Annotated in this window: 20 protein-coding genes; 16 read left to right on the top strand and 4 right to left on the bottom strand. The window is 59.3% G+C overall.

Annotated features, from left to right (window positions below; genetic code table 11):
* Positions 1–14: 14 nt before the first annotated feature.
* The 11 genes from rpsE (at position 15) to rplQ (ending at position 6,082) form a co-directional block, all read left to right on the top strand.
* The gene (gene rpsE / locus ACYVI2_RS28830) at positions 15–536 is read left to right on the top strand and encodes a 30S ribosomal protein S5 (protein WP_012251752.1); all 522 of its coding nucleotides are present in this window, start codon (positions 15–17) and stop codon (positions 534–536) included.
* A gap of 3 nt (positions 537–539) precedes the next feature.
* Positions 540–725, top strand: a complete 186-nt coding sequence (gene rpmD / locus ACYVI2_RS28825; RefSeq protein ID WP_094823920.1) for a 50S ribosomal protein L30 — start codon at positions 540–542, stop codon at positions 723–725.
* Between the two features lie 9 nt (positions 726–734).
* The gene (gene rplO, locus ACYVI2_RS28820) at positions 735–1,175 is read left to right on the top strand and encodes a 50S ribosomal protein L15 (RefSeq protein ID WP_415821057.1); all 441 of its coding nucleotides are present in this window, start codon (positions 735–737) and stop codon (positions 1,173–1,175) included.
* 14 nt (positions 1,176–1,189) lie between these two features.
* Positions 1,190–2,518, top strand: a complete 1,329-nt coding sequence (gene secY / locus ACYVI2_RS28815; protein ID WP_094823918.1) for a preprotein translocase subunit SecY — start codon at positions 1,190–1,192, stop codon at positions 2,516–2,518.
* An 8-nt stretch (positions 2,519–2,526) separates the two neighbouring features.
* The gene (gene infA, locus ACYVI2_RS28810) at positions 2,527–2,745 is read left to right on the top strand and encodes a translation initiation factor IF-1 (RefSeq protein WP_003806927.1); all 219 of its coding nucleotides are present in this window, start codon (positions 2,527–2,529) and stop codon (positions 2,743–2,745) included.
* Between the two features lie 33 nt (positions 2,746–2,778).
* A complete protein-coding gene (gene rpmJ / locus ACYVI2_RS28805) occupies positions 2,779–2,892 on the top strand; it encodes a 50S ribosomal protein L36 (RefSeq protein ID WP_003806928.1) in 114 nt (37 codons plus the stop codon).
* Positions 2,893–2,934: 42 nt separating this feature from the next.
* Positions 2,935–3,300 (top strand): 30S ribosomal protein S13, encoded by a 366-nt coding sequence (gene rpsM, locus ACYVI2_RS28800; protein WP_012251748.1) that lies wholly within the window; start codon positions 2,935–2,937, stop codon positions 3,298–3,300.
* A 16-nt stretch (positions 3,301–3,316) separates the two neighbouring features.
* Positions 3,317–3,718 (top strand): 30S ribosomal protein S11, encoded by a 402-nt coding sequence (gene rpsK, locus ACYVI2_RS28795; RefSeq protein ID WP_006216516.1) that lies wholly within the window; start codon positions 3,317–3,319, stop codon positions 3,716–3,718.
* Between the two features lie 11 nt (positions 3,719–3,729).
* Positions 3,730–4,353, top strand: a complete 624-nt coding sequence (gene rpsD / locus ACYVI2_RS28790; RefSeq protein ID WP_415821058.1) for a 30S ribosomal protein S4 — start codon at positions 3,730–3,732, stop codon at positions 4,351–4,353.
* 231 nt (positions 4,354–4,584) lie between these two features.
* The gene (locus tag ACYVI2_RS28785; protein ID WP_094823916.1) at positions 4,585–5,571 is read left to right on the top strand and encodes a DNA-directed RNA polymerase subunit alpha; all 987 of its coding nucleotides are present in this window, start codon (positions 4,585–4,587) and stop codon (positions 5,569–5,571) included.
* A gap of 115 nt (positions 5,572–5,686) precedes the next feature.
* On the top strand, positions 5,687–6,082 hold the full coding sequence (gene rplQ / locus ACYVI2_RS28780; RefSeq protein WP_094823915.1) for a 50S ribosomal protein L17: 396 nt from the start codon (positions 5,687–5,689) through the stop codon (positions 6,080–6,082).
* Between the two features lie 129 nt (positions 6,083–6,211).
* Here rplQ and ACYVI2_RS28775 read toward each other — a convergent pair whose 3' ends face one another.
* A complete protein-coding gene (locus ACYVI2_RS28775; RefSeq protein ID WP_415821059.1) occupies positions 6,212–6,652 on the bottom strand; it encodes an HIT family protein in 441 nt (146 codons plus the stop codon).
* A 156-nt stretch (positions 6,653–6,808) separates the two neighbouring features.
* Here ACYVI2_RS28775 and cutA point away from each other — a divergent pair, with 156 nt between their 5' ends.
* Entirely contained in the window at positions 6,809–7,150 is a 342-nt protein-coding gene (gene cutA, locus ACYVI2_RS28770; RefSeq protein WP_415821060.1) for a divalent-cation tolerance protein CutA, read from the top strand.
* Positions 7,151–7,240: 90 nt separating this feature from the next.
* Entirely contained in the window at positions 7,241–9,160 is a 1,920-nt protein-coding gene (dsbD, locus tag ACYVI2_RS28765; RefSeq protein WP_415821061.1) for a protein-disulfide reductase DsbD, read from the top strand.
* A 499-nt stretch (positions 9,161–9,659) separates the two neighbouring features.
* Here dsbD and hemB read toward each other — a convergent pair whose 3' ends face one another.
* Both hemB and yihA read right to left on the bottom strand, forming a co-directional pair.
* Complete coding sequence (gene hemB, locus ACYVI2_RS28760; protein ID WP_415821062.1) at positions 9,660–10,673, bottom strand: porphobilinogen synthase; 1,014 nt, start codon at positions 10,671–10,673, stop codon at positions 9,660–9,662.
* Entirely contained in the window at positions 10,670–11,293 is a 624-nt protein-coding gene (gene yihA, locus ACYVI2_RS28755) for a ribosome biogenesis GTP-binding protein YihA/YsxC (protein ID WP_415821063.1), read from the bottom strand. The genes hemB and yihA overlap by 4 nt, the downstream gene beginning before the upstream one ends.
* A gap of 282 nt (positions 11,294–11,575) precedes the next feature.
* Here yihA and ACYVI2_RS28750 point away from each other — a divergent pair, with 282 nt between their 5' ends.
* The 3 genes from ACYVI2_RS28750 (at position 11,576) to ccsB (ending at position 15,835) form a co-directional block, all read left to right on the top strand.
* Positions 11,576–12,277: a c-type cytochrome gene (locus tag ACYVI2_RS28750; protein ID WP_415821064.1), complete on the top strand. Its 702-nt coding sequence runs from the start codon at positions 11,576–11,578 to the stop codon at positions 12,275–12,277.
* Positions 12,278–12,398: 121 nt separating this feature from the next.
* Positions 12,399–14,486, top strand: coding sequence for a cytochrome c biogenesis protein ResB (locus ACYVI2_RS28745; protein ID WP_415821065.1), 2,088 nt, complete (start codon positions 12,399–12,401; stop codon positions 14,484–14,486).
* A gap of 8 nt (positions 14,487–14,494) precedes the next feature.
* On the top strand, positions 14,495–15,835 hold the full coding sequence (ccsB, locus tag ACYVI2_RS28740) for a c-type cytochrome biogenesis protein CcsB (RefSeq protein WP_415821066.1): 1,341 nt from the start codon (positions 14,495–14,497) through the stop codon (positions 15,833–15,835).
* Positions 15,836–15,867: 32 nt separating this feature from the next.
* Here the strand turns inward: ccsB and ACYVI2_RS28735 are convergent, their stop codons facing one another.
* Positions 15,868–17,088 (bottom strand): acetate/propionate family kinase, encoded by a 1,221-nt coding sequence (locus ACYVI2_RS28735; RefSeq protein ID WP_415821067.1) that lies wholly within the window; start codon positions 17,086–17,088, stop codon positions 15,868–15,870.
* Positions 17,089–17,114: the final 26 nt, after the last annotated feature.

The raw sequence follows: 17,114 nt of genomic DNA, 5'->3' as shown, positions 1-17,114 counted from the left end.
CGAGGATTTGTCAAATGGCTAAAGTACAAGGCAAAGGCGCCGCGGAAAAAGAGAACGACGACGGCCTGCGCGAAAAGATGATCGCGGTCAACCGCGTCAGCAAGGTGGTCAAGGGTGGTCGCACCATGAGCTTCGCCGCGCTGACCGTGGTGGGTGACGGCGATGGCCGTATCGGCATGGGCAAGGGCAAGGCGCGTGAAGTGCCGGTGTCCGTCCAGAAAGCCATGGAACAGGCCCGTCGCGGCATGTTCAAGGTTGCGCTGAAGAACGGCACGCTGCATCACACCGTCGTGGGCAAGCATGGTGCTTCCACCGTGCTGATTTCCCCGGCAGCCGAAGGTACCGGCGTGATCGCCGGCGGCCCGATGCGCGCTATCTTCGAAGTGATGGGTGTGCGTAACGTTGTTGCCAAGAGCCTCGGCTCGAGCAATCCCTACAACATGGTCCGTGCCACGCTGAATGGGCTACGCGCTTCCCTGACTCCGTCGGAAGTCGCTGCCAAGCGCGGCAAGACTGTCGAAGAGATCCTGGGGTAAATCATGTCTCAGAAGCAGATCAAAGTTACCCTCGTGCGCTCGGTCATCGGCACCAAGCAATCCCACCGCGACACCGTTCGTGGCCTGGGTCTGCGCCGTCTGAACAGCAGCAGCATTCTGGTCGACACGCCCGAGGTGCGCGGGATGATCCGTAAAGTGGATTATCTTGTCTCCGTCTCGGAAGCCTAAGGAATCACGATGTCGGATATTCAACTTAATTCGCTGAAGCCCGCTGAGGGCGCCAAGCACGCCAAGCGCCGCGTTGGCCGTGGTATCGGTTCGGGTCTGGGTAAAACCGCCGGCCGTGGCCACAAGGGTCAAAAATCGCGTTCGGGCGGTTTCCACAAAGTCGGCTTCGAAGGCGGTCAAATGCCGCTGCAGCGTCGTCTGCCCAAGCGTGGTTTCACGCCCCTGGGTCAGCACCTGTACGCCGAAGTCCGCTTGTCGGAACTGCAAGCCCTGCCCATCGACGAAATCGATGTGCAAGCGCTGAAGGCTGCTGGAGTCGTGGGCCAACAGGTCCGCTACGCCAAGGTCATCAAGTCGGGTGAACTCTCGCGCAAAGTGACGCTCAAGGGCCTCACCGCGACGGCTGGCGCTCGCGCCGCCATCGAAGCCGCGGGCGGCTCGCTTGCTTGATTGCGAGGTAATACGTGGCTAACGCACAGGCACTGGGCAAAACCGGACCGAAGTACGGCGATTTGAAACGCCGTCTCGTGTTCCTGGTCCTGGCCTTGGTGGTTTACCGGCTGGGGACTCACATCCCCGTGCCGGGTATTAATCCGGACGCACTGGCGGACCTGTTCCGCCAGAACCAGGGCGGTATCCTGGGCCTGTTCAACATGTTCTCGGGCGGCGCGTTGTCGCGCTTTTCGATCTTCGCCTTGGGGATCATGCCGTACATCTCTGCATCGATCATCATGCAGTTGATGTCTGTCGTGGTTCCGTCGCTGGAAGCCCTCAAAAAAGAGGGCGAGGCCGGCCGCCGCAAGATCACCCAATACACCCGCTACGGCACGGTCGTGCTGGCGCTGGTGCAGGCGGTGGGTATTTCGGTGGCGTTGGAGTCGCAGCCTGGCCTGGTCATTGATCCAGGTATGCTGTTCCGCTTCACGACGGTCGTGACGTTGCTGACTGGCACCATGTTCGTCATGTGGCTGGGTGAGCAAATCACCGAGCGTGGCCTGGGTAACGGTATCTCGATCTTGATTTTCTCGGGTATTGTTGCTGGGCTGCCTTCGGCGCTGGCTGGATTGCTGGATCTGGTTCGTACCAACGCAATGTCGGTGGTGTCGGCTTTGTTTATCGTGGCCTTGGTGGTGTTGGTCACTGCTTTTGTGGTGTTCGTGGAACGCGGACAACGCAAGATCACAGTGAATTACGCCAAGCGTCAGGTGGGCAACAAGATCTACGGTGGTCAAAGCTCGCACTTGCCGTTGAAGCTGAACATGGCTGGGGTGATTCCGCCGATCTTTGCGTCGTCGATCATTCTGTTCCCGGCCACGATTACCAGCTGGTTCTCGACGGGTGACAGCATGTTGTGGTTGCGTGACCTGGCGGCGGCTCTTGAGCCTCGTCAACCGCTCTACATCACGTTGTACTCGGCTGCGATTATTTTCTTCTGCTTTTTCTACACGGCGTTGGTGTTTAACAGCCGCGAAACGGCAGATAACCTGAAGAAAAGTGGTGCGTTCGTTCCTGGCATCCGCCCGGGCGAGCAAACAGCGCGCTACATCGACAAGATCCTGATGCGCTTGACGCTGGTGGGTGCGCTGTATATCACCCTCGTGTGTCTGCTCCCAGAGTTCTTGGTGATGCGTTGGAATGTACCGTTTTATTTTGGTGGCACGTCCTTGTTGATCATCGTAGTGGTGACGATGGATTTCATGTCCCAGGTTCAGGCCTACATGATGTCGCACCAGTATGATTCGCTCCTTAAAAAGGCGAACTTCAAGGGCTCCTCAGGTTTGCCGATGCGGTAGCAAAGAGAATGTCTAAGGACGACGTCATCCAGATGCAAGGCGAGGTTCTAGAGAACCTCCCCAACGCGACTTTTCGCGTCAAGCTCGAAAACGGCCACGTGGTGTTAGGCCATATTTCCGGCAAGATGCGTATGCATTACATCCGGATTCTGCCGGGCGACAAGGTCACTGTGGAGCTCACGCCCTATGACCTGACAAGGGCAAGAATTGTGTTCCGCTCGAAATGAGCAACCCGGATTACGGAAAATTAGGAGTCAACCATGAAAGTAATGGCATCGGTTAAGCGGATTTGCCGCAACTGCAAAGTTATTAAACGTCACGGCGTGGTGCGAGTGATCTGCACCGACCCGCGTCACAAGCAGCGTCAAGGCTAACCCTGGTTAGCGACACGCAACGGATTTATTCAAGGAACAGTCATGGCCCGTATTGCTGGCATTAACATTCCGCCGCAACAGCACGCCGAGATCGGCCTGACCGCCATTTTTGGCATCGGTCGTACGCGCGCTCGCAAGATCTGCGAAGCTGCAAATGTACCCCTTTCCAAAAAGGTCAAGGATCTGACCGACGCTGAACTGGAACGCATCCGCGAACACGTTGGTGTGTTCACGGTCGAAGGTGACCTGCGTCGCGAAGTGCAACTCTCGATCAAGCGTTTGATCGATTTGGGCACCTACCGCGGCATGCGTCATAAGCGCGGTTTGCCCGTGCGCGGCCAGCGCACTCGCACCAACGCTCGCACCCGCAAGGGACCGCGTCGTGCTGCTGCGTCCCTGAAGAAATAATCGAGGAACTTAGATTATGGCGAAAGCTTCTACCAGCGGCGCCTCGCGCGTACGCAAAAAGGTCAAGAAGAACGTCTCGGACGGCATTGCGCACGTTCACGCGTCGTTCAACAACACCATCATCACCATCACCGACCGTCAGGGCAATGCCCTGTCGTGGGCGACTTCGGGTGGCGCGGGCTTCAAGGGCTCGCGTAAATCGACGCCGTTCGCCGCTCAGGTGGCTGCCGAAACGGCAGGCCGCGTGGCGCTGGAATACGGCATCAAGACTCTCGAAGTGCGTATCAAGGGCCCCGGTCCTGGTCGCGAATCGTCCGTGCGTGCGCTGAATGCGCTGGGCATCAAGATCTCGAGCATCGCCGATATCACGCCCGTGCCGCATAACGGCTGCCGTCCGCCGAAGCGTCGTCGTATCTAAAGGGAATCCACATGGCTCGTTATACTGGACCCAAATGCAAACTCTCGCGTCGCGAGGGTACCGATCTGTTCCTGAAGAGCGCCCGTCGCTCGCTGGATTCCAAGTGCAAGCTGGATTCCAAGCCCGGTCAACATGGCCGCACTTCGGGTGCCCGCACCTCTGACTACGGTCTGCAGCTGCGTGAAAAGCAAAAGCTCAAGCGCATGTACGGCGTGCTGGAAAAGCAATTCCGCAAGTACTTCGCTGAAGCCGAACGCCGCCGTGGCAACACCGGCGAAACGCTGATCCAATTGCTGGAATCGCGCTTGGACAACGTGGTGTATCGCATGGGCTTCGGCTCGACGCGTGCCGAGGCTCGCCAATTGGTCAGCCACCGCGCTATCGAACTGAACGGCCACACCGCTGACATCGCTTCGCTGATCGTCAAGGCTGGTGACGTGATCACCGTTCGTGAAAAAGCCAAGAAACAAGGCCGCATTCGCGAATCGCTGGATCTGGCTTCGAGCATCGGCATCCCCCAATGGGTGGAAGTCGACGCCAGCAAGATGGCCGGTACCTTCAAGGCGATGCCCGATCGCGCTGATGTCGCTCGCGATATCAACGAATCGATGGTCGTCGAACTGTACTCGCGTTAATCATAGCCAGCGCGGCTATCTTGCTGCGCTGCTTGCTGTGATCATCGATGGCAAGTCCCGCAGCAGCCCGCTTGGCGTGAAATTCACGCAAGCGGGTTTTGCGGTTGTTATAAACAGCTTTTTTGCTGCCTCTTTCAAGACACGCCGGGTCATCCGACGTTGCTTGATGTTGTTGTTTCCATCAGCCTTATCGGTGTAACGAGCCGAGGGTATTGAAAAGGAATACTGTACATGTCCACTCAAGGTTTTCTGAAGCCGCGTTCCATTGAAGTTCAACCGGTCGGCACTCACCATGCCAAGATCGTGATGGAGCCCTTCGAGCGTGGCTACGGCCACACGCTGGGTAACGCCCTGCGCCGTATTTTGCTGTCTTCGATGACGGGCTATGCGCCTACCGAAGTCCAAATGACCGGTGTTGTGCACGAATATTCCACCATCCCTGGTGTGCGCGAAGATGTCGTCGACATCCTGCTGAACCTGAAGGGCGTGGTGTTCAAGCTGCATAATCGTGACGAAGTCACCTTGGTGCTACGCAAGAACGGTGTTGGCGCCGTATTGGCCAGCGACATCGAGCTGCCCCATGACGTCGAAATCATCAACCCTGATCACCTCATCTGCAACCTGACCGACGCCGGTAAAGTGGAAATGCAGATCAAGGTCGAAAAGGGCCGTGGCTATGTGCCGGGTAACGTGCGCGCGCTGTCCGAAGACCGCACGCACACCATCGGCCGTATCGTGTTGGACGCCTCGTTCAGCCCCGTGCGCCGCGTCAGCTATGCCGTCGAGAGCGCTCGTGTCGAACAGCGTACCGACCTGGACAAGCTGGTGCTGGACATCGAAACCAACGGCGTGATTTCGCCCGAGGAAGCCGTCCGTCAATCGGCCCGCATCCTGATGGATCAGATCTCCGTGTTTGCCGCACTGGAAGGCGCTGGCGATTCGTACGAAGCCCCGGTCCGCGGCACGCCGCAGATCGACCCGGTGCTGTTGCGCCCGGTCGACGATCTGGAGCTGACCGTGCGTTCGGCCAACTGCCTGAAGGCCGAAAACATCTACTACATCGGCGACCTGATCCAGCGTACCGAAAACGAGTTGCTCAAGACCCCGAACCTGGGTCGCAAGTCGCTCAACGAAATCAAGGAAGTCCTGGCTGCACGTGGCTTGACCTTGGGCATGAAGCTCGAGAACTGGCCGCCCTTGGGTCTGGAACGTCCCTAAGCCGTTCATTTAATTCATCGATTTTCCACCGGACCGCGGCCTGGCGACAGACCGATAGAAGATTCGGATAACCTGGCGGTGCATGCGCCGCCTTTAGATTCAAAAGGAACTTATCATGCGTCACGGTAATGGTTTGCGTAAGCTCAATCGTACTAGCAGCCACCGTCTTGCCATGTTTCGCAACATGGCCGTTTCGTTGTTGACCCACGAAGCGATCAAGACCACGCTGCCCAAGGCGAAAGAACTGCGCCGCGTCGTTGAGCCCCTGATCACCCTGGGCAAGGAACCCACTCTGGCGAACAAGCGTCTGGCTTTTGCCCGTCTGCGCGATCGCGATGCTGTGGTGAAACTGTTCGCTGAAATCGGTCCCCGCTTTGCGGCCCGTAACGGCGGCTACACCCGCATCCTGAAAATGGGTTTCCGCCAAGGCGATAACGCTCCCATGGCTTACATGGAATTGGTTGATCGTCCTGAAGTCGAGGAAACTGAGGCTGACAACGCTGCCGAATAATCCGGTCAGTGGATAAGCGCAAAGGCGAGCTTTCGGGCTCGCCTTTGTTTTTTACCGTCCATCTCACCTCTACCCGGCGCAGGCGCAATCCGACGATGCCACGGCCCCCGGCAGGCTTTGCAGCTTTCGTCAGGGATTTGCCTTGAGAGCCTCACGTAATTGAGCTGCCGTCGCCACCAATTGCTCGGCCGGCGGTTGTGGCGGCATGATGAACTCCAGATCCTTCTGGGCGATGTACTGTGTGGAGGTAACGTCCTGCAGTTCGTGCATGGGGATGAGGTGTGCATGAGCATGCGCGACATGGATCCCGGTAAACACAAAGCCCACGCGTTCTACCTGATACAAGGCCTTCATCACCCGTGACAGGGATTGGCCCAAGCCCAGGATATGGTTGGCCTGTTGTTGCGGGATATCCTCAAAATACGGGTAATGTTGCTTGGGAATGATGAGCACATGGCCGGGCCGGACAGGGTGAATGTCCAGAAATGCCAGCGTGTGCTCGTCTTCGTGCACAACGTGAGCGGGGATTTGACCTTGTGCGATGCGGCAAAACAGGCATGAGTCTGACATGGCGATACGGTCTCTCAGGATAAGGGATGCCGCGCCACGCACCATTCGGTGCCACCGGTTGGGTCAGGCGAGATTCGATCACGGCGTCGCACAGCATGGCATACAAAGTAAGATACCTGATCGACACTGCGGTGCAAGCCGTTTTCAGGAGCCGTCATGTTGCGTGAAGACGATATCGTGTTGGTCATCAGTAACGCCCCGGATCTGTTGCTGGCGAAACGTATTGCCCATGTACTCGTCGAAGATGGCTTGGCAGCCTGTGTGAACCTCGGCGCTCCCATTTTGTCCATCTATCGCTGGCAAGGCCAGATCGAGGGGGCCGATGAGATTCCGATGTGGATCAAGACGACTGCAGGCCAACAGCATGCCGTCGTACAGGCGTTGGCTAAACTACATCCCTATGAGGTGCCTGAAATCATCGTCGTGCCTGTGATTGGCGGCAGCGCCCCCTATCTGGATTGGGTACGCGAGCAGGCTAACGGCACGCCCTTGGAATGATGAGCCTACTTGGGCCGTTGTTATTCCGATGGATGGTCATCCCGGTTTGTAGATGAGCGGTCTCGCGGATTGGGTAACAAAGAGAATGTGATGCATCAGTTTATGGTTCGTGCACCGTCGGCAGGGCGGTATGGGTGGAGTGCCTTGATCGCGCTGGCGATCTGGGTTTTGCTTGCTTGGCGCCCGGCTGCTGCGTTGTCGGAGGATGACTTCCTGCCGCCTGAGCAAGCATTTGCATTCACGGCCGCCATGACGAGCCCGGAAACGCTGCAACTGCAATATCGCATTGCGCCGGGGTATTACATGTATCGCGAGCGGTTCGAGCTGTCGGCCGACCCCTCGGGGGCTGTGACGTTGGGGGCGCCGGTTTATCCCCAAGGGGAAGTCAAATACGACCCGACATTCGAAAAGAACATGGAGGTCTACCACCGTCAGGTGACGATCTCCGTGCCGGTTGCCGGAGATCAGCCCTTTGTTTTGAAAGTCACCAGCCAGGGGTGCGCCGATGCGGGGCTGTGCTATCCCCCGGCAGATCATACGGTCAAGCTCGAGCCGGTGGCTGGAGGATATGCGCTGGATGGCGTGGATGCACGTGCATCGGGGTCAGGCCTGGCCCTAGGCAGAGCGGCTACGGTTGACACGTCGACCGGCGTCCAGGGCCGCTCAGAGCCGCCCGGCGGCTTCGGTGCGCTGTTGTCGGCGGGTGATACCGGATTGGCTGATGCCATCAGTGGACTGGGATGGTTGAAGACGGCAGGAGTGTTCTGGGTACTCGGATTGCTGTTGGCGTTGACGCCATGCGTATTGCCCATGATCCCCATTCTGTCCTCGATTGTGGTCGGGGGAACGAGCGATGAGCGTCCAGGGCGCTGGCGTGGGCTGGGTCTGGCAGCGGCCTATGTGTTGGGCATGTCGGTGGTTTATACGGCGCTCGGCGTAGCGGCAGGCCTGAGCGGCGCCGGTCTGGCTGCGTGGCTGCAGACGCCCTGGATCCTGGCGGTGTTCGCTGCAGTGCTGGTTCTGCTGGCTGTCGCGACGTTTGGAGCTTTTGATTTTCAGGTGCCGGGGGCGGTGCAAAGCTGGCTGACGGCCCGCTCGGCGCGTATCCCTGGAGGGCGCGTGACCGGCGCTCTGGGAATGGGGGCGATATCGGCATTGATTGTGGGGCCTTGCGTGGCGGCGCCGCTGGCTGGAGCCTTGCTGTATATCTCGCAGACGGGTGACGTGGTGTTGGGGGCGGCAGCGTTGTTTGCGCTCGCATGGGGGATGGGGGTGCCGTTGCTCGTTGTCGGGGCTTCATCGGGAGCGTTATTGCCCAAGGCCGGTCCGTGGATGGATGGGGTCAAGCGCTTGTTTGGCATGCTGCTGTTGGCGACGGCATGGTGGATGTTGATTCCTGTCACGCCGACGTGGCTGCAGATGACGGGCTGGGCTTTCCTGGCTATCGTGGGCGCGGTGATGTTGCGCGCTTTTGACGCACTGCCGAGCACTGCCGGGGCTCCCCGTATGTTCGCAAAGGGCATCGGCTTGCTGCTGGCGTTGGCGGCTGCGGCATGGCTCGTGGGGGCTGCCAGTGGTGGCCGTGATGTGCTTCAGCCCCTGTCGCATTTGGTGCAGCGTGAGGCGTCAGGCCAGGCGGTCGCCGCTGCGGATCATGTGGAATTCAGGCGGGTACGCAACACCGCTGAGCTGGATGCGTTGTTGGCGCAAAGTACGCGGCCGGTGATGTTGGATTTTTACGCGGATTGGTGTGTGTCGTGCCGGGAAATGGAGCGGTTTACGTTTTCTGATCCGGCTGTGGCCAGCAAGATGTCGCGGATGTTGCTGCTGCAGGCTGATGTGACGCAGAACAATGCGGACGATCGGGAGTTGCTGAAGCGGTTCAGGTTGTTTGGGCCGCCGGGGATTTTGTTCTTTGAGCCGGGTGGGGCGCCGGTTGCTGATGCCCGCGTTGTGGGGTTTCAGGATGCGGCGCGGTTTGGGGCGGTGCTGGATCGGGTGCTGCGGTAGTTGAGCCGTGCTTGCCCTGGCCTAAAAGCGCATCTAGAGAGATCTTCCGCCAAAGGCCATCGCCCACACAGTCTACGCCTGCCCTGCTTAAACGCGATAACTGGGCGCGCCCGTAGGCGCCCAGTTATCGCAACCCCGCAAAATCTTCGTCCCTTCACAAACAGCCCAAAAAACGCCAAGCAAACCGCCCATCCCAGCATCGCAGGGAACCAGAGAAATTGCGAGTCGCTGCGGGGCGGCTGCCGTGTCAGGGCGCCTCGTGGGCGAGCGAGCGGATACCGAAGGAGGCCCGAACGGGCCGACGAGGTGAGCGAAGCGGTGTCGGACGCGCAGGCGGCCGACCGATCACGTGAAGCCCTGACACGGCAGCCGCCCCGCAGCGACGTCCACAAGAACCTGCTATCTCTATCGAGACGTCCCCACGGCTTACATGCGAACGGCTGAGCTCACAGTGGTGGCATGCCTGACGTTCCCGTGCGCTGTTTGCTCACCGCCCGTATTACTGCTGTTTCAGCAGCTTTGCTGCATCGATGGCGAAGTAGGTCAGGATGCCGTCGGCGCCGGCGCGCTTGAAGGCCAGAAGAGCTTCCATCATGACTTTGTCGTGATCCAGCCAACCGTTGGCGGAGGCGGCTTTGATCATGGCATATTCACCACTGACCTGGTAGGCAAAGGTCGGAACGCGGAAGGCGTCTTTGACTCGGCGTAATACGTCGAGGTAGGGCATGCCGGGTTTGACCATGACCATGTCGGCGCCTTCCTGGAGGTCGGCGGCGACTTCGCGCAGGGCTTCGTCGATGTTGCCCGGGTCCATTTGGTAGGCCATTTTGTTGGACTTGCCCAGGTTGCTGGCTGAGCCTACTGCATCGCGGAAGGGACCATAGAACGCGCTGGCGTATTTGGCGGAGTACGCCATGATGCGGGTATGGATGTGCTGCCTGGATTCCAAGGCCTCGCGGATGGCGCCGATGCGGCCGTCCATCATGTCGCTGGGGGCCACGATGTCGACGCCGGCGTCGGCCTGGACCAGCGCCTGGCGAATCAGGATTTCAACGGTGGGCTCGTTGATGACGTAGCCGTTTTCGTCGATGACGCCGTCCTGGCCGTGGCTGGTGTAGGGGTCGAGAGCGACGTCGGTCAGGATGCCTAACTCAGGGAAGCGCTGTTTCAGCGCTGCGACGACGCGGGGAATCAGGCCATCGGGATTGGTGGCTTCGATACCGTCGGGGGTCTTTAGTGCCGGGTCGATGGCGGGAAAGAGCGAGAGGACGGGAATGCCGAGTTCTACGCATTCTTCAGCCGCGGTGAGCAGGGTGTCGGGCGAATAGCGTACGACACCGGGCAGCGAAGCCACGGGCTCGCGCAGGCCTTTGCCTTCGGCGACGAAAACGGGATAGATCAGGTCGTCGACGGTCAGGGTGTTTTCACGTACCAGACGACGGGTAAAGTCATCGCGGCGCAGGCGGCGTGGGCGCGAGGTCGGAAAGGGAGGGGTGATGATTTTGGGGTTCATGGTACGACCTTGGGAGATATCCAGTTCTCGATGTATTGTGCGGCCTCTTCCAAGCCGATGCGTTCGGTTGCCGAGAACGGCACGGTGTATAGCGCACCGATGTCGGCCAGCTGTTTGCGCACGGCGAAGACGGCGCGCTGGCGTTGACCGTAGGGCAGCTTGTCAGCCTTGGTCAGCAGGGCCAGCACTGGCCGCCCCGTGGGGGCAATGAAATCAGCCAGGCGTCGATCAAGCTCGGTGACGCCACGGCGAATATCGATCAACAGCACGATGCCAGCCAAGGAAGGACGATCGCGCAGGTATCCGCCCAGGATGTCCGACCATTTTTCTTTTTCTTTGTAGGCGACGGAGGCATAGCCATAGCCGGGCAAGTCGACGAGAAAGCCGAGTGGCTCATCCGGTGCCAACGGGTCCGGCAGGCCAAACAGGTTGATCAATCGCGTGCGGCCGGGTGTCTTGCTGGAGTAGGCCAGTCGACGCTGATTGCACAGCACATTGATGGCCGAAGATTTGCCCGCGTTGGAGCGGCCGACAAAACAGACCTCGGGCGCGCCGGGGTCTGGCAGCTGGTCGAGGCGGGCTGCCGAAATAAAGAAAGAGGCACGGTGGAGGAGGGACACGAGAGAAGTCCGATATAGTTGGTTATGGGCGCCCAAGAGGCATGAGCAGAGCGTCGCTCGCCTCGCGAGGGAGCCAAGGAACGGGGTGGTCCAACGTCCCTTGAAAACCCTATTGTATAATCGTGCGTTTGCAGCAGTGGTACCCCCTGCATTAGCCGGGTCTTTCCGCCTGTTAAAAAGATGGAAATTCCGGGGCGGATGTACATTCGGTCCGGCACGGCATGGGGCAGGCATGAGGCGCGTGATGGCGCCTTGATCGCAGTCCGATCGTCGAGGTATTCAATGATGCGTGTGCTGTCCCGGATGTTGCTAGCTAGCGGGCTGATGCTCGGTGTAGTTGTAGTCTGTCCCAGTATTGCCGCAGAGAGCGCGGCAGGACCGGCCAAGCCGGACGCCGCCAAAGGCGCCCAGCTTTATGACCAAGGTGATGCCTCCAGAGGCATCGTTGCCTGTGCGTCCTGTCATGGTCCGGGAGGGAATAGCAGTATTCCTGCTAATCCTAATTTGGCTGCCCATCCTCACGAATATCTGGCGAAACAGCTCGCCGATTTTCAGACCAAACAAGGTGCCGACAAGCCCACGCGTAATGGCGCGGGCGGTAATCCCACACCGATGACCGCGATGGCGCAAAACCTCACACCCGAGGATATGCAAAACGTGGCGCTTTATCTGGCGCAGCAGCCGCTGGCACAGCCGGCGACCGCGGGGTACAAAGATCTGGTCGACCATGGGCAGAAAATTTGGCGCGGTGGTTTGCCGGACCGCAATGTTCCTGCCTGTGCGTCTTGCCACTCTGCGAATGGTGCTGGATTACCAGGGCAATATCCCCGTCTGGCGGGGCAGTTCCCTTCGTATATCGAAGAGCAATTGAAACTTTTCCGTAGTAAAGACCGGGCGAACAACGCAGTGATGAACGACATTGCCGACCGTATGTCGGATGCCGATATCAAAGCGGTGTCGGATTACGCCGCAGGCCTGCGCTAAGCTACGCGCTTGGCCCCATCCTCGCGCGGCCGGTCCGCGCAGCAATACGGGTATCTCTGGAACCAGGTTCCAGAGATACTGTCCATAAGGGGGTAGCCGGTTATGCGGCCCCCTTTTTTTCATGAACTCAAGCACCCAGCCCTCTCGTTATCCCCTTCGCAATCTGCCCCGCGATGTCTTCGAACTGCTCGGTTCGATGCGCTTTGCGGTGAGCCTGTTGATGTTCATCTGTATCGCCAGCCTGCTGGGCACGGTGCTGGCGCAAAATCGTCCATCGAACACGTATATCGACCAATTTGGGCCTTTCTGGTTCGAAGTGTTCGATAAATTCTCGATTTGGCATGTGTATAACAGTTGGTGGTTCTTAACCATCATGGGTTTTCTGGTCGTCTCCACGTCGGTGTGCTTGATCCGCAATACGCCGAAGATGCTGCGCGATGCACGGTCGTTCCGTGAACATGTGCGCGCGAGCAGCCTGCGAGCGTTTCCCCACCGTGTCGAAATCCGTGATGGGGCTGCGGTGGATGAGGCAGCCGGGGGCGTAAAGGGGCTGCTGGCCCAGCAAGGCTATGCAGTGCGCGAGCGCCGGGACGGTGAAGGCGTGATGTTGGCTGCCAAGAAAGGCAGCGCCAATCGTCTCGGATATATCTGCGCCCATTCCGCCATGGTGATTATCTGTATTGGGGGGCTGTTGGACAGCGAGTTAGGGGTGCGTTTGCAGGTGATGCTGGCAGGTAAGCAGCCGATTGTGGAAAACATGCTGATTTCGCAAGTACCAACCAGCGGGCGGCTCTCGGTGGCGAATCCCAGCTTTCGTGCCAGCGTGCTGATTCCCGAAGGCGGACAAGCCAGCACGGCAGTGGTGATGGTGGGGGATGGTGCGCTGGTCCAGCCTTTGCCGTTTACCCTGAAGCTCAAGAAATTCCTGGTGGACTATTACTCTACCGGCATGCCCAGCCGTTTTGCCAGCGAGGTCGAGGTCACCGATCCCGATACGGGCAAGACCTTTGATTCGACCATCGAGGTCAACGAGCCGCTGCGCTACAAGGGGGTGACGGTTTATCAGTCCAGTTTTGATGATGGTGGCAGCACTGTGAAGCTGAAAGGCTACCCTCTGGTGGGGGCTAGCAATGCGCCATTCGAAGTCGATAGCACAGTGGGCAAGGCAGCCGAAATTACCGCCCGTAGCGGTGATGGCAGTGCGCGGGAGATGCAGGTCGATATCACGGCGCTGCGCCCCATCAATGTCGAGGATCTCACCAGAGGTGCGCCGACTGGCAAACCCATGACGCTGGGAGAGCACGTCGCCTCGGTGTCCGGCAGTGCAGCGGGCAAGAAAAACGAGCATCTGCGCAATGTGGGTCCCAGCGTGGAATACCGTTTGATTGACCAGGCGGGACAAGCGCATGAGTTCATGAACTACATGTTGCCGGTCGAGCTGGATGGTGCGGCGGTCTTTTTGGCCGGTGTGCGCAACAACGCCTCGGAAAACTACCGCTATTTACGTATCCCGGCAGATGCGGACAGCTCGCTCGTCGAATTCATGCAGTTACGCGCCGCCTTGGCTGATCCTGCAGCGCGTCGTGAGGCGGCTCGCCGTTTCGCTGAGCGCAATAGCCCATCGCCCGCTGAGCGGTCATCGCTGCAGGCGGCAGCCGAGCGTGCTCTGGATACGTTCTCGAGCGGCGGGTTGCAGGCCATCGCGGGCTTTTTGCAGGCCAACACACCGCAAGCCGATCTGGAACGTGCGGCAGACGTAGTGATCCGCTTGATCGGCGTGTCCATGGCGGAATTGCGCGCCGTGGCCCGTGAGCGCGCGGGCTTGCCGGCGTTGCCCGAAACGGGCCCCGAAGCCGAACAAGCCGCGCAATGGTCGCGCCTGGCCGTGGCTGCATTGTCCGATCTGAATGTGTACCCCGCACCGGTTTTCTTGACACTGAGCGATTTCAAACACGTGCAGGCCAGTGTGTTCCAGGTCAGCCGAACCCCGGGCAAGACCGCCGTCTATATTGGCTGCCTGTTGTTGGTGTTGGGGGTTTTCTCGATGTTTTATATCCGCGACCGGCGTGTGTGGGTGTGGATCAAGCCCGCCGCCGATGGCGCGGGCAGTGATGTCCAGGCCGCCATGACGTCGCAGAAGCGTACACTGGACTTCAATCAGGAGTTCGAACGCTTCAAACAGGCGTTGTTGCGCCGGAACAGGTCTTGAGGTTTTCCATGTCCGTCAGTACTTCTTCCCAATCGGCCGATGCCTTGTGGCAGCCGGCCTTGTCCGCCACCGGAGATGCCCGTGCGCTGCGCGGTAGACCGGACTGGACCGACATTGTTTTCTTTCTGCTGCTGGCGGTCGGGGCTGGCTACGCGCTGACCACCTACGGCAGCGCCATGGATTATTACGAGAAAATCATCCTGTGCGGTACGGTGTTCGCACTGACCTGGCTAGGGTGGCTCTGGCGTCCGTTGCGGCGTTTGATGATCGCCTGTGCGCTCGCGGCCGGATTCGCTTTGCTGCTCTACCAGCAGGATCTGGCGCGTGCCGAGCAGGTGTTTTTCCTGAAATATCTGTTCTCGTCACAATCGGCCATCTTGTGGATGAGCGCCCTGTTCATCCTGGCTACGATTTGCTATTGGATCGGCATTCTCAGCCCGACGGCCGCGTGGTTGGGGACGGCGCTGACGTGGGGCGCGGTGTTTGCAGGCCTGACGGGTTTGCTGGTGCGTTGGCGCGAGGGGCATTTGATGGGGCCCGACCTGGGCCATATCCCGGTGAGCAATCTGTACGAGGTTTTCGTACTGTTTTCACTGATTACCGCGCTGTTTTATCTGTATTACGAACGCAAATACGCGACGCGTGCGTTAGGCGGCTTTGTGTTGTTGGTGATCTCGTCGGCCACCGTATTTTTGCTCTGGTACGCCTTTACGCGTGATGCCGGCCAGATTCAGCCGCTGGTGCCCGCGCTCAAGAGCTGGTGGATGAAATTGCACGTCCCCGCCAACTTTATTGGCTATGGCACGTTTTCGTTGGCGGCTATGGTGGGCTTTGCTTATCTGGTGAAGCAGCACGGTACGACGACATCGTGGGCCAAGCTGGCGCCCTTGTTTGTGTTGGGCGTGTTGTTGTGCGCGGAACCCATGGTGTTTCGCACCGATGGTTTGTCGGCCACCTGGATGATTTATTTCGGCGTGGGCGCCGTGATCGTGGGCGGTATTCTGCTGGGGCGGCGCCGTATTGCACAGGCCTTGCCGTCATTGGAAGTGCTGGACGACATCATGTATCGCGCCATCGCGATCGGTTTTGCGTTCTTTACCGTAGCGACGATTTTGGGGGCGTTGTGGGCCGCGGATGCATGGGGAGCCTACTGGCAGTGGGATCCCAAAGAAACCTGGGCGCTGATCGTGTGGCTGAATTACGCCGCCTGGCTGCATATGCGTTTGATGAAGGGGCTGCGAGGCCATCTCGCGGCGTATTGGGCGCTTGTAGGGCTGTTGATCACCGGTTTTGCGTTCCTGGGTGTGAATATGTTCCTGTCGGGGCTGCATTCCTACGGCGAACTGTAATGCGCGCCAACGTGCGTGCTGGAGGCAGCTCATCAGGAGGTTTGCGCATCCAGGAGCGAGCGGGCGCAATCCGCGGCAATCCATTCTTCGTTGGTCGGTTCCACCGCTACGGTGATCAGGCTGTCGTTGGCGGATATGACTGGTGCATTACCCGCATTGGACTCCTCGTCCAATTTCACGCCTAGAAAAGCGAGGTCGGTGCAGACACGGCGACGCAGATACGCGCTGTGTTCGCCGATGCCGGCAGTAAAGGCCAAGAGATCCAGGCCACCCAATACCGCAACCAATGCACCGATTTCCCGCACGATGCGTCGCACATACAGGTCAAGTGCGATGCGTGCCCGCTCGCCGCGTTCATCGGTATCTTGCTCGTGTTCGATGATGGCGCGCGGATCAGCGGAAATGCCTGACACGCCCAAAAGGCCGGACTGCCGATAGAGGACTTGGCCGACTTCTTCCAGAGACAGCTTTTCGATTTCCATCAAATAGATCACTGCGCCGGGATCGAGCGAGCCCGTGCGGGTGCCCATCATCAGGCCGTCAAGCGCCGAGAATCCCATTGTGGTCGCGATGCTTTGCAGGTCGCGCATGGCGCACAGACTGGCCCCACTGCCCAAGTGCGCCACGATGGTGTGGCCTCGGGCGATATTGCCGTGGCGCTCGGGCAGTGCAGCGGCCATATAGGCGTACGACAGACCATGGAAGCCATAACGGCGCAGACCTCTCTCCCAGGCGGCGTATGGCAACGGCAGCATTTGCTCGACCTTGGGAATCGTGTGATGAAAGCTGGTATCAAAACACGCAACTTGCACAATGTCTGGCCGCTCGCGTAACAGGATCTCGATGGCCTCCAGCGCAAAAGGTTGGTGCAGCGGCGCCAGCGGGACGTAGCTTTTGAGATCGGCCAATACGTGGTGATCGAGGCGAGTCGCTTCAAAATACTTGCTGCCGCCATGAACGACGCGATGCGCCACCGCGACGATCTCCCGCCCATTCAGCCTGGCGACGATCCGCTCGCGGATGACTTGCAGTGCGGCCCGGTAGGGATGCTCCGGATCAAGCGTCACAGGCTCTGGAGCCGATCCTGTTTCCCCGAAATCCGGCTCGGGGCCACCTATCCCTTCCACTTTGCCGTTCCACAAGGGCTTACGCGGCAGGGGGACGGCCTCGGCGTCGAATACCGCGAATTTGATGCTCGATGAGCCGCAGTTCAATGCCAGAATGAGGCGGTGGCGTGTAGCAGGGGAAGGCATGAGGCACGATCTCCAAGAGCGAAGCA

It is taken from the genome of Bordetella tumbae (assembly GCF_054780995.1).
Note: the sequence above shows the minus strand (reverse complement) of the source record. Positions and strands in the feature narration are given on the sequence as shown.

Excerpts from the sequence above, each read along its gene's own strand:
- rpmJ (WP_003806928.1), top strand. The coding sequence starts at position 2,779 with ATGAAAGTAATGGCATCGGTTAAGCGGATTTGCCGCAACTGCAAAGTT.
- ACYVI2_RS28735 (WP_415821067.1), bottom strand. The coding sequence starts at position 17,088 with ATGCCTTCCCCTGCTACACGCCACCGCCTCATTCTGGCATTGAACTGC.
- rplQ (WP_094823915.1), top strand. The coding sequence starts at position 5,687 with ATGCGTCACGGTAATGGTTTGCGTAAGCTCAATCGTACTAGCAGCCAC.
- rpsE (WP_012251752.1), top strand. The coding sequence starts at position 15 with ATGGCTAAAGTACAAGGCAAAGGCGCCGCGGAAAAAGAGAACGACGAC.
- ACYVI2_RS28745 (WP_415821065.1), top strand. The coding sequence starts at position 12,399 with ATGAACTCAAGCACCCAGCCCTCTCGTTATCCCCTTCGCAATCTGCCC.
- ACYVI2_RS28775 (WP_415821059.1), bottom strand. The coding sequence starts at position 6,652 with ATGTCAGACTCATGCCTGTTTTGCCGCATCGCACAAGGTCAAATCCCC.
- rpmD (WP_094823920.1), top strand. The coding sequence starts at position 540 with ATGTCTCAGAAGCAGATCAAAGTTACCCTCGTGCGCTCGGTCATCGGC.
- rplO (WP_415821057.1), top strand. The coding sequence starts at position 735 with ATGTCGGATATTCAACTTAATTCGCTGAAGCCCGCTGAGGGCGCCAAG.
- ccsB (WP_415821066.1), top strand. The coding sequence starts at position 14,495 with ATGTCCGTCAGTACTTCTTCCCAATCGGCCGATGCCTTGTGGCAGCCG.
- hemB (WP_415821062.1), bottom strand. The coding sequence starts at position 10,673 with ATGAACCCCAAAATCATCACCCCTCCCTTTCCGACCTCGCGCCCACGC.
- cutA (WP_415821060.1), top strand. The coding sequence starts at position 6,809 with ATGTTGCGTGAAGACGATATCGTGTTGGTCATCAGTAACGCCCCGGAT.
- ACYVI2_RS28785 (WP_094823916.1), top strand. The coding sequence starts at position 4,585 with ATGTCCACTCAAGGTTTTCTGAAGCCGCGTTCCATTGAAGTTCAACCG.
- ACYVI2_RS28750 (WP_415821064.1), top strand. The coding sequence starts at position 11,576 with ATGATGCGTGTGCTGTCCCGGATGTTGCTAGCTAGCGGGCTGATGCTC.
- rpsM (WP_012251748.1), top strand. The coding sequence starts at position 2,935 with ATGGCCCGTATTGCTGGCATTAACATTCCGCCGCAACAGCACGCCGAG.
- rpsD (WP_415821058.1), top strand. The coding sequence starts at position 3,730 with ATGGCTCGTTATACTGGACCCAAATGCAAACTCTCGCGTCGCGAGGGT.
- dsbD (WP_415821061.1), top strand. The coding sequence starts at position 7,241 with ATGCATCAGTTTATGGTTCGTGCACCGTCGGCAGGGCGGTATGGGTGG.
- infA (WP_003806927.1), top strand. The coding sequence starts at position 2,527 with ATGTCTAAGGACGACGTCATCCAGATGCAAGGCGAGGTTCTAGAGAAC.
- rpsK (WP_006216516.1), top strand. The coding sequence starts at position 3,317 with ATGGCGAAAGCTTCTACCAGCGGCGCCTCGCGCGTACGCAAAAAGGTC.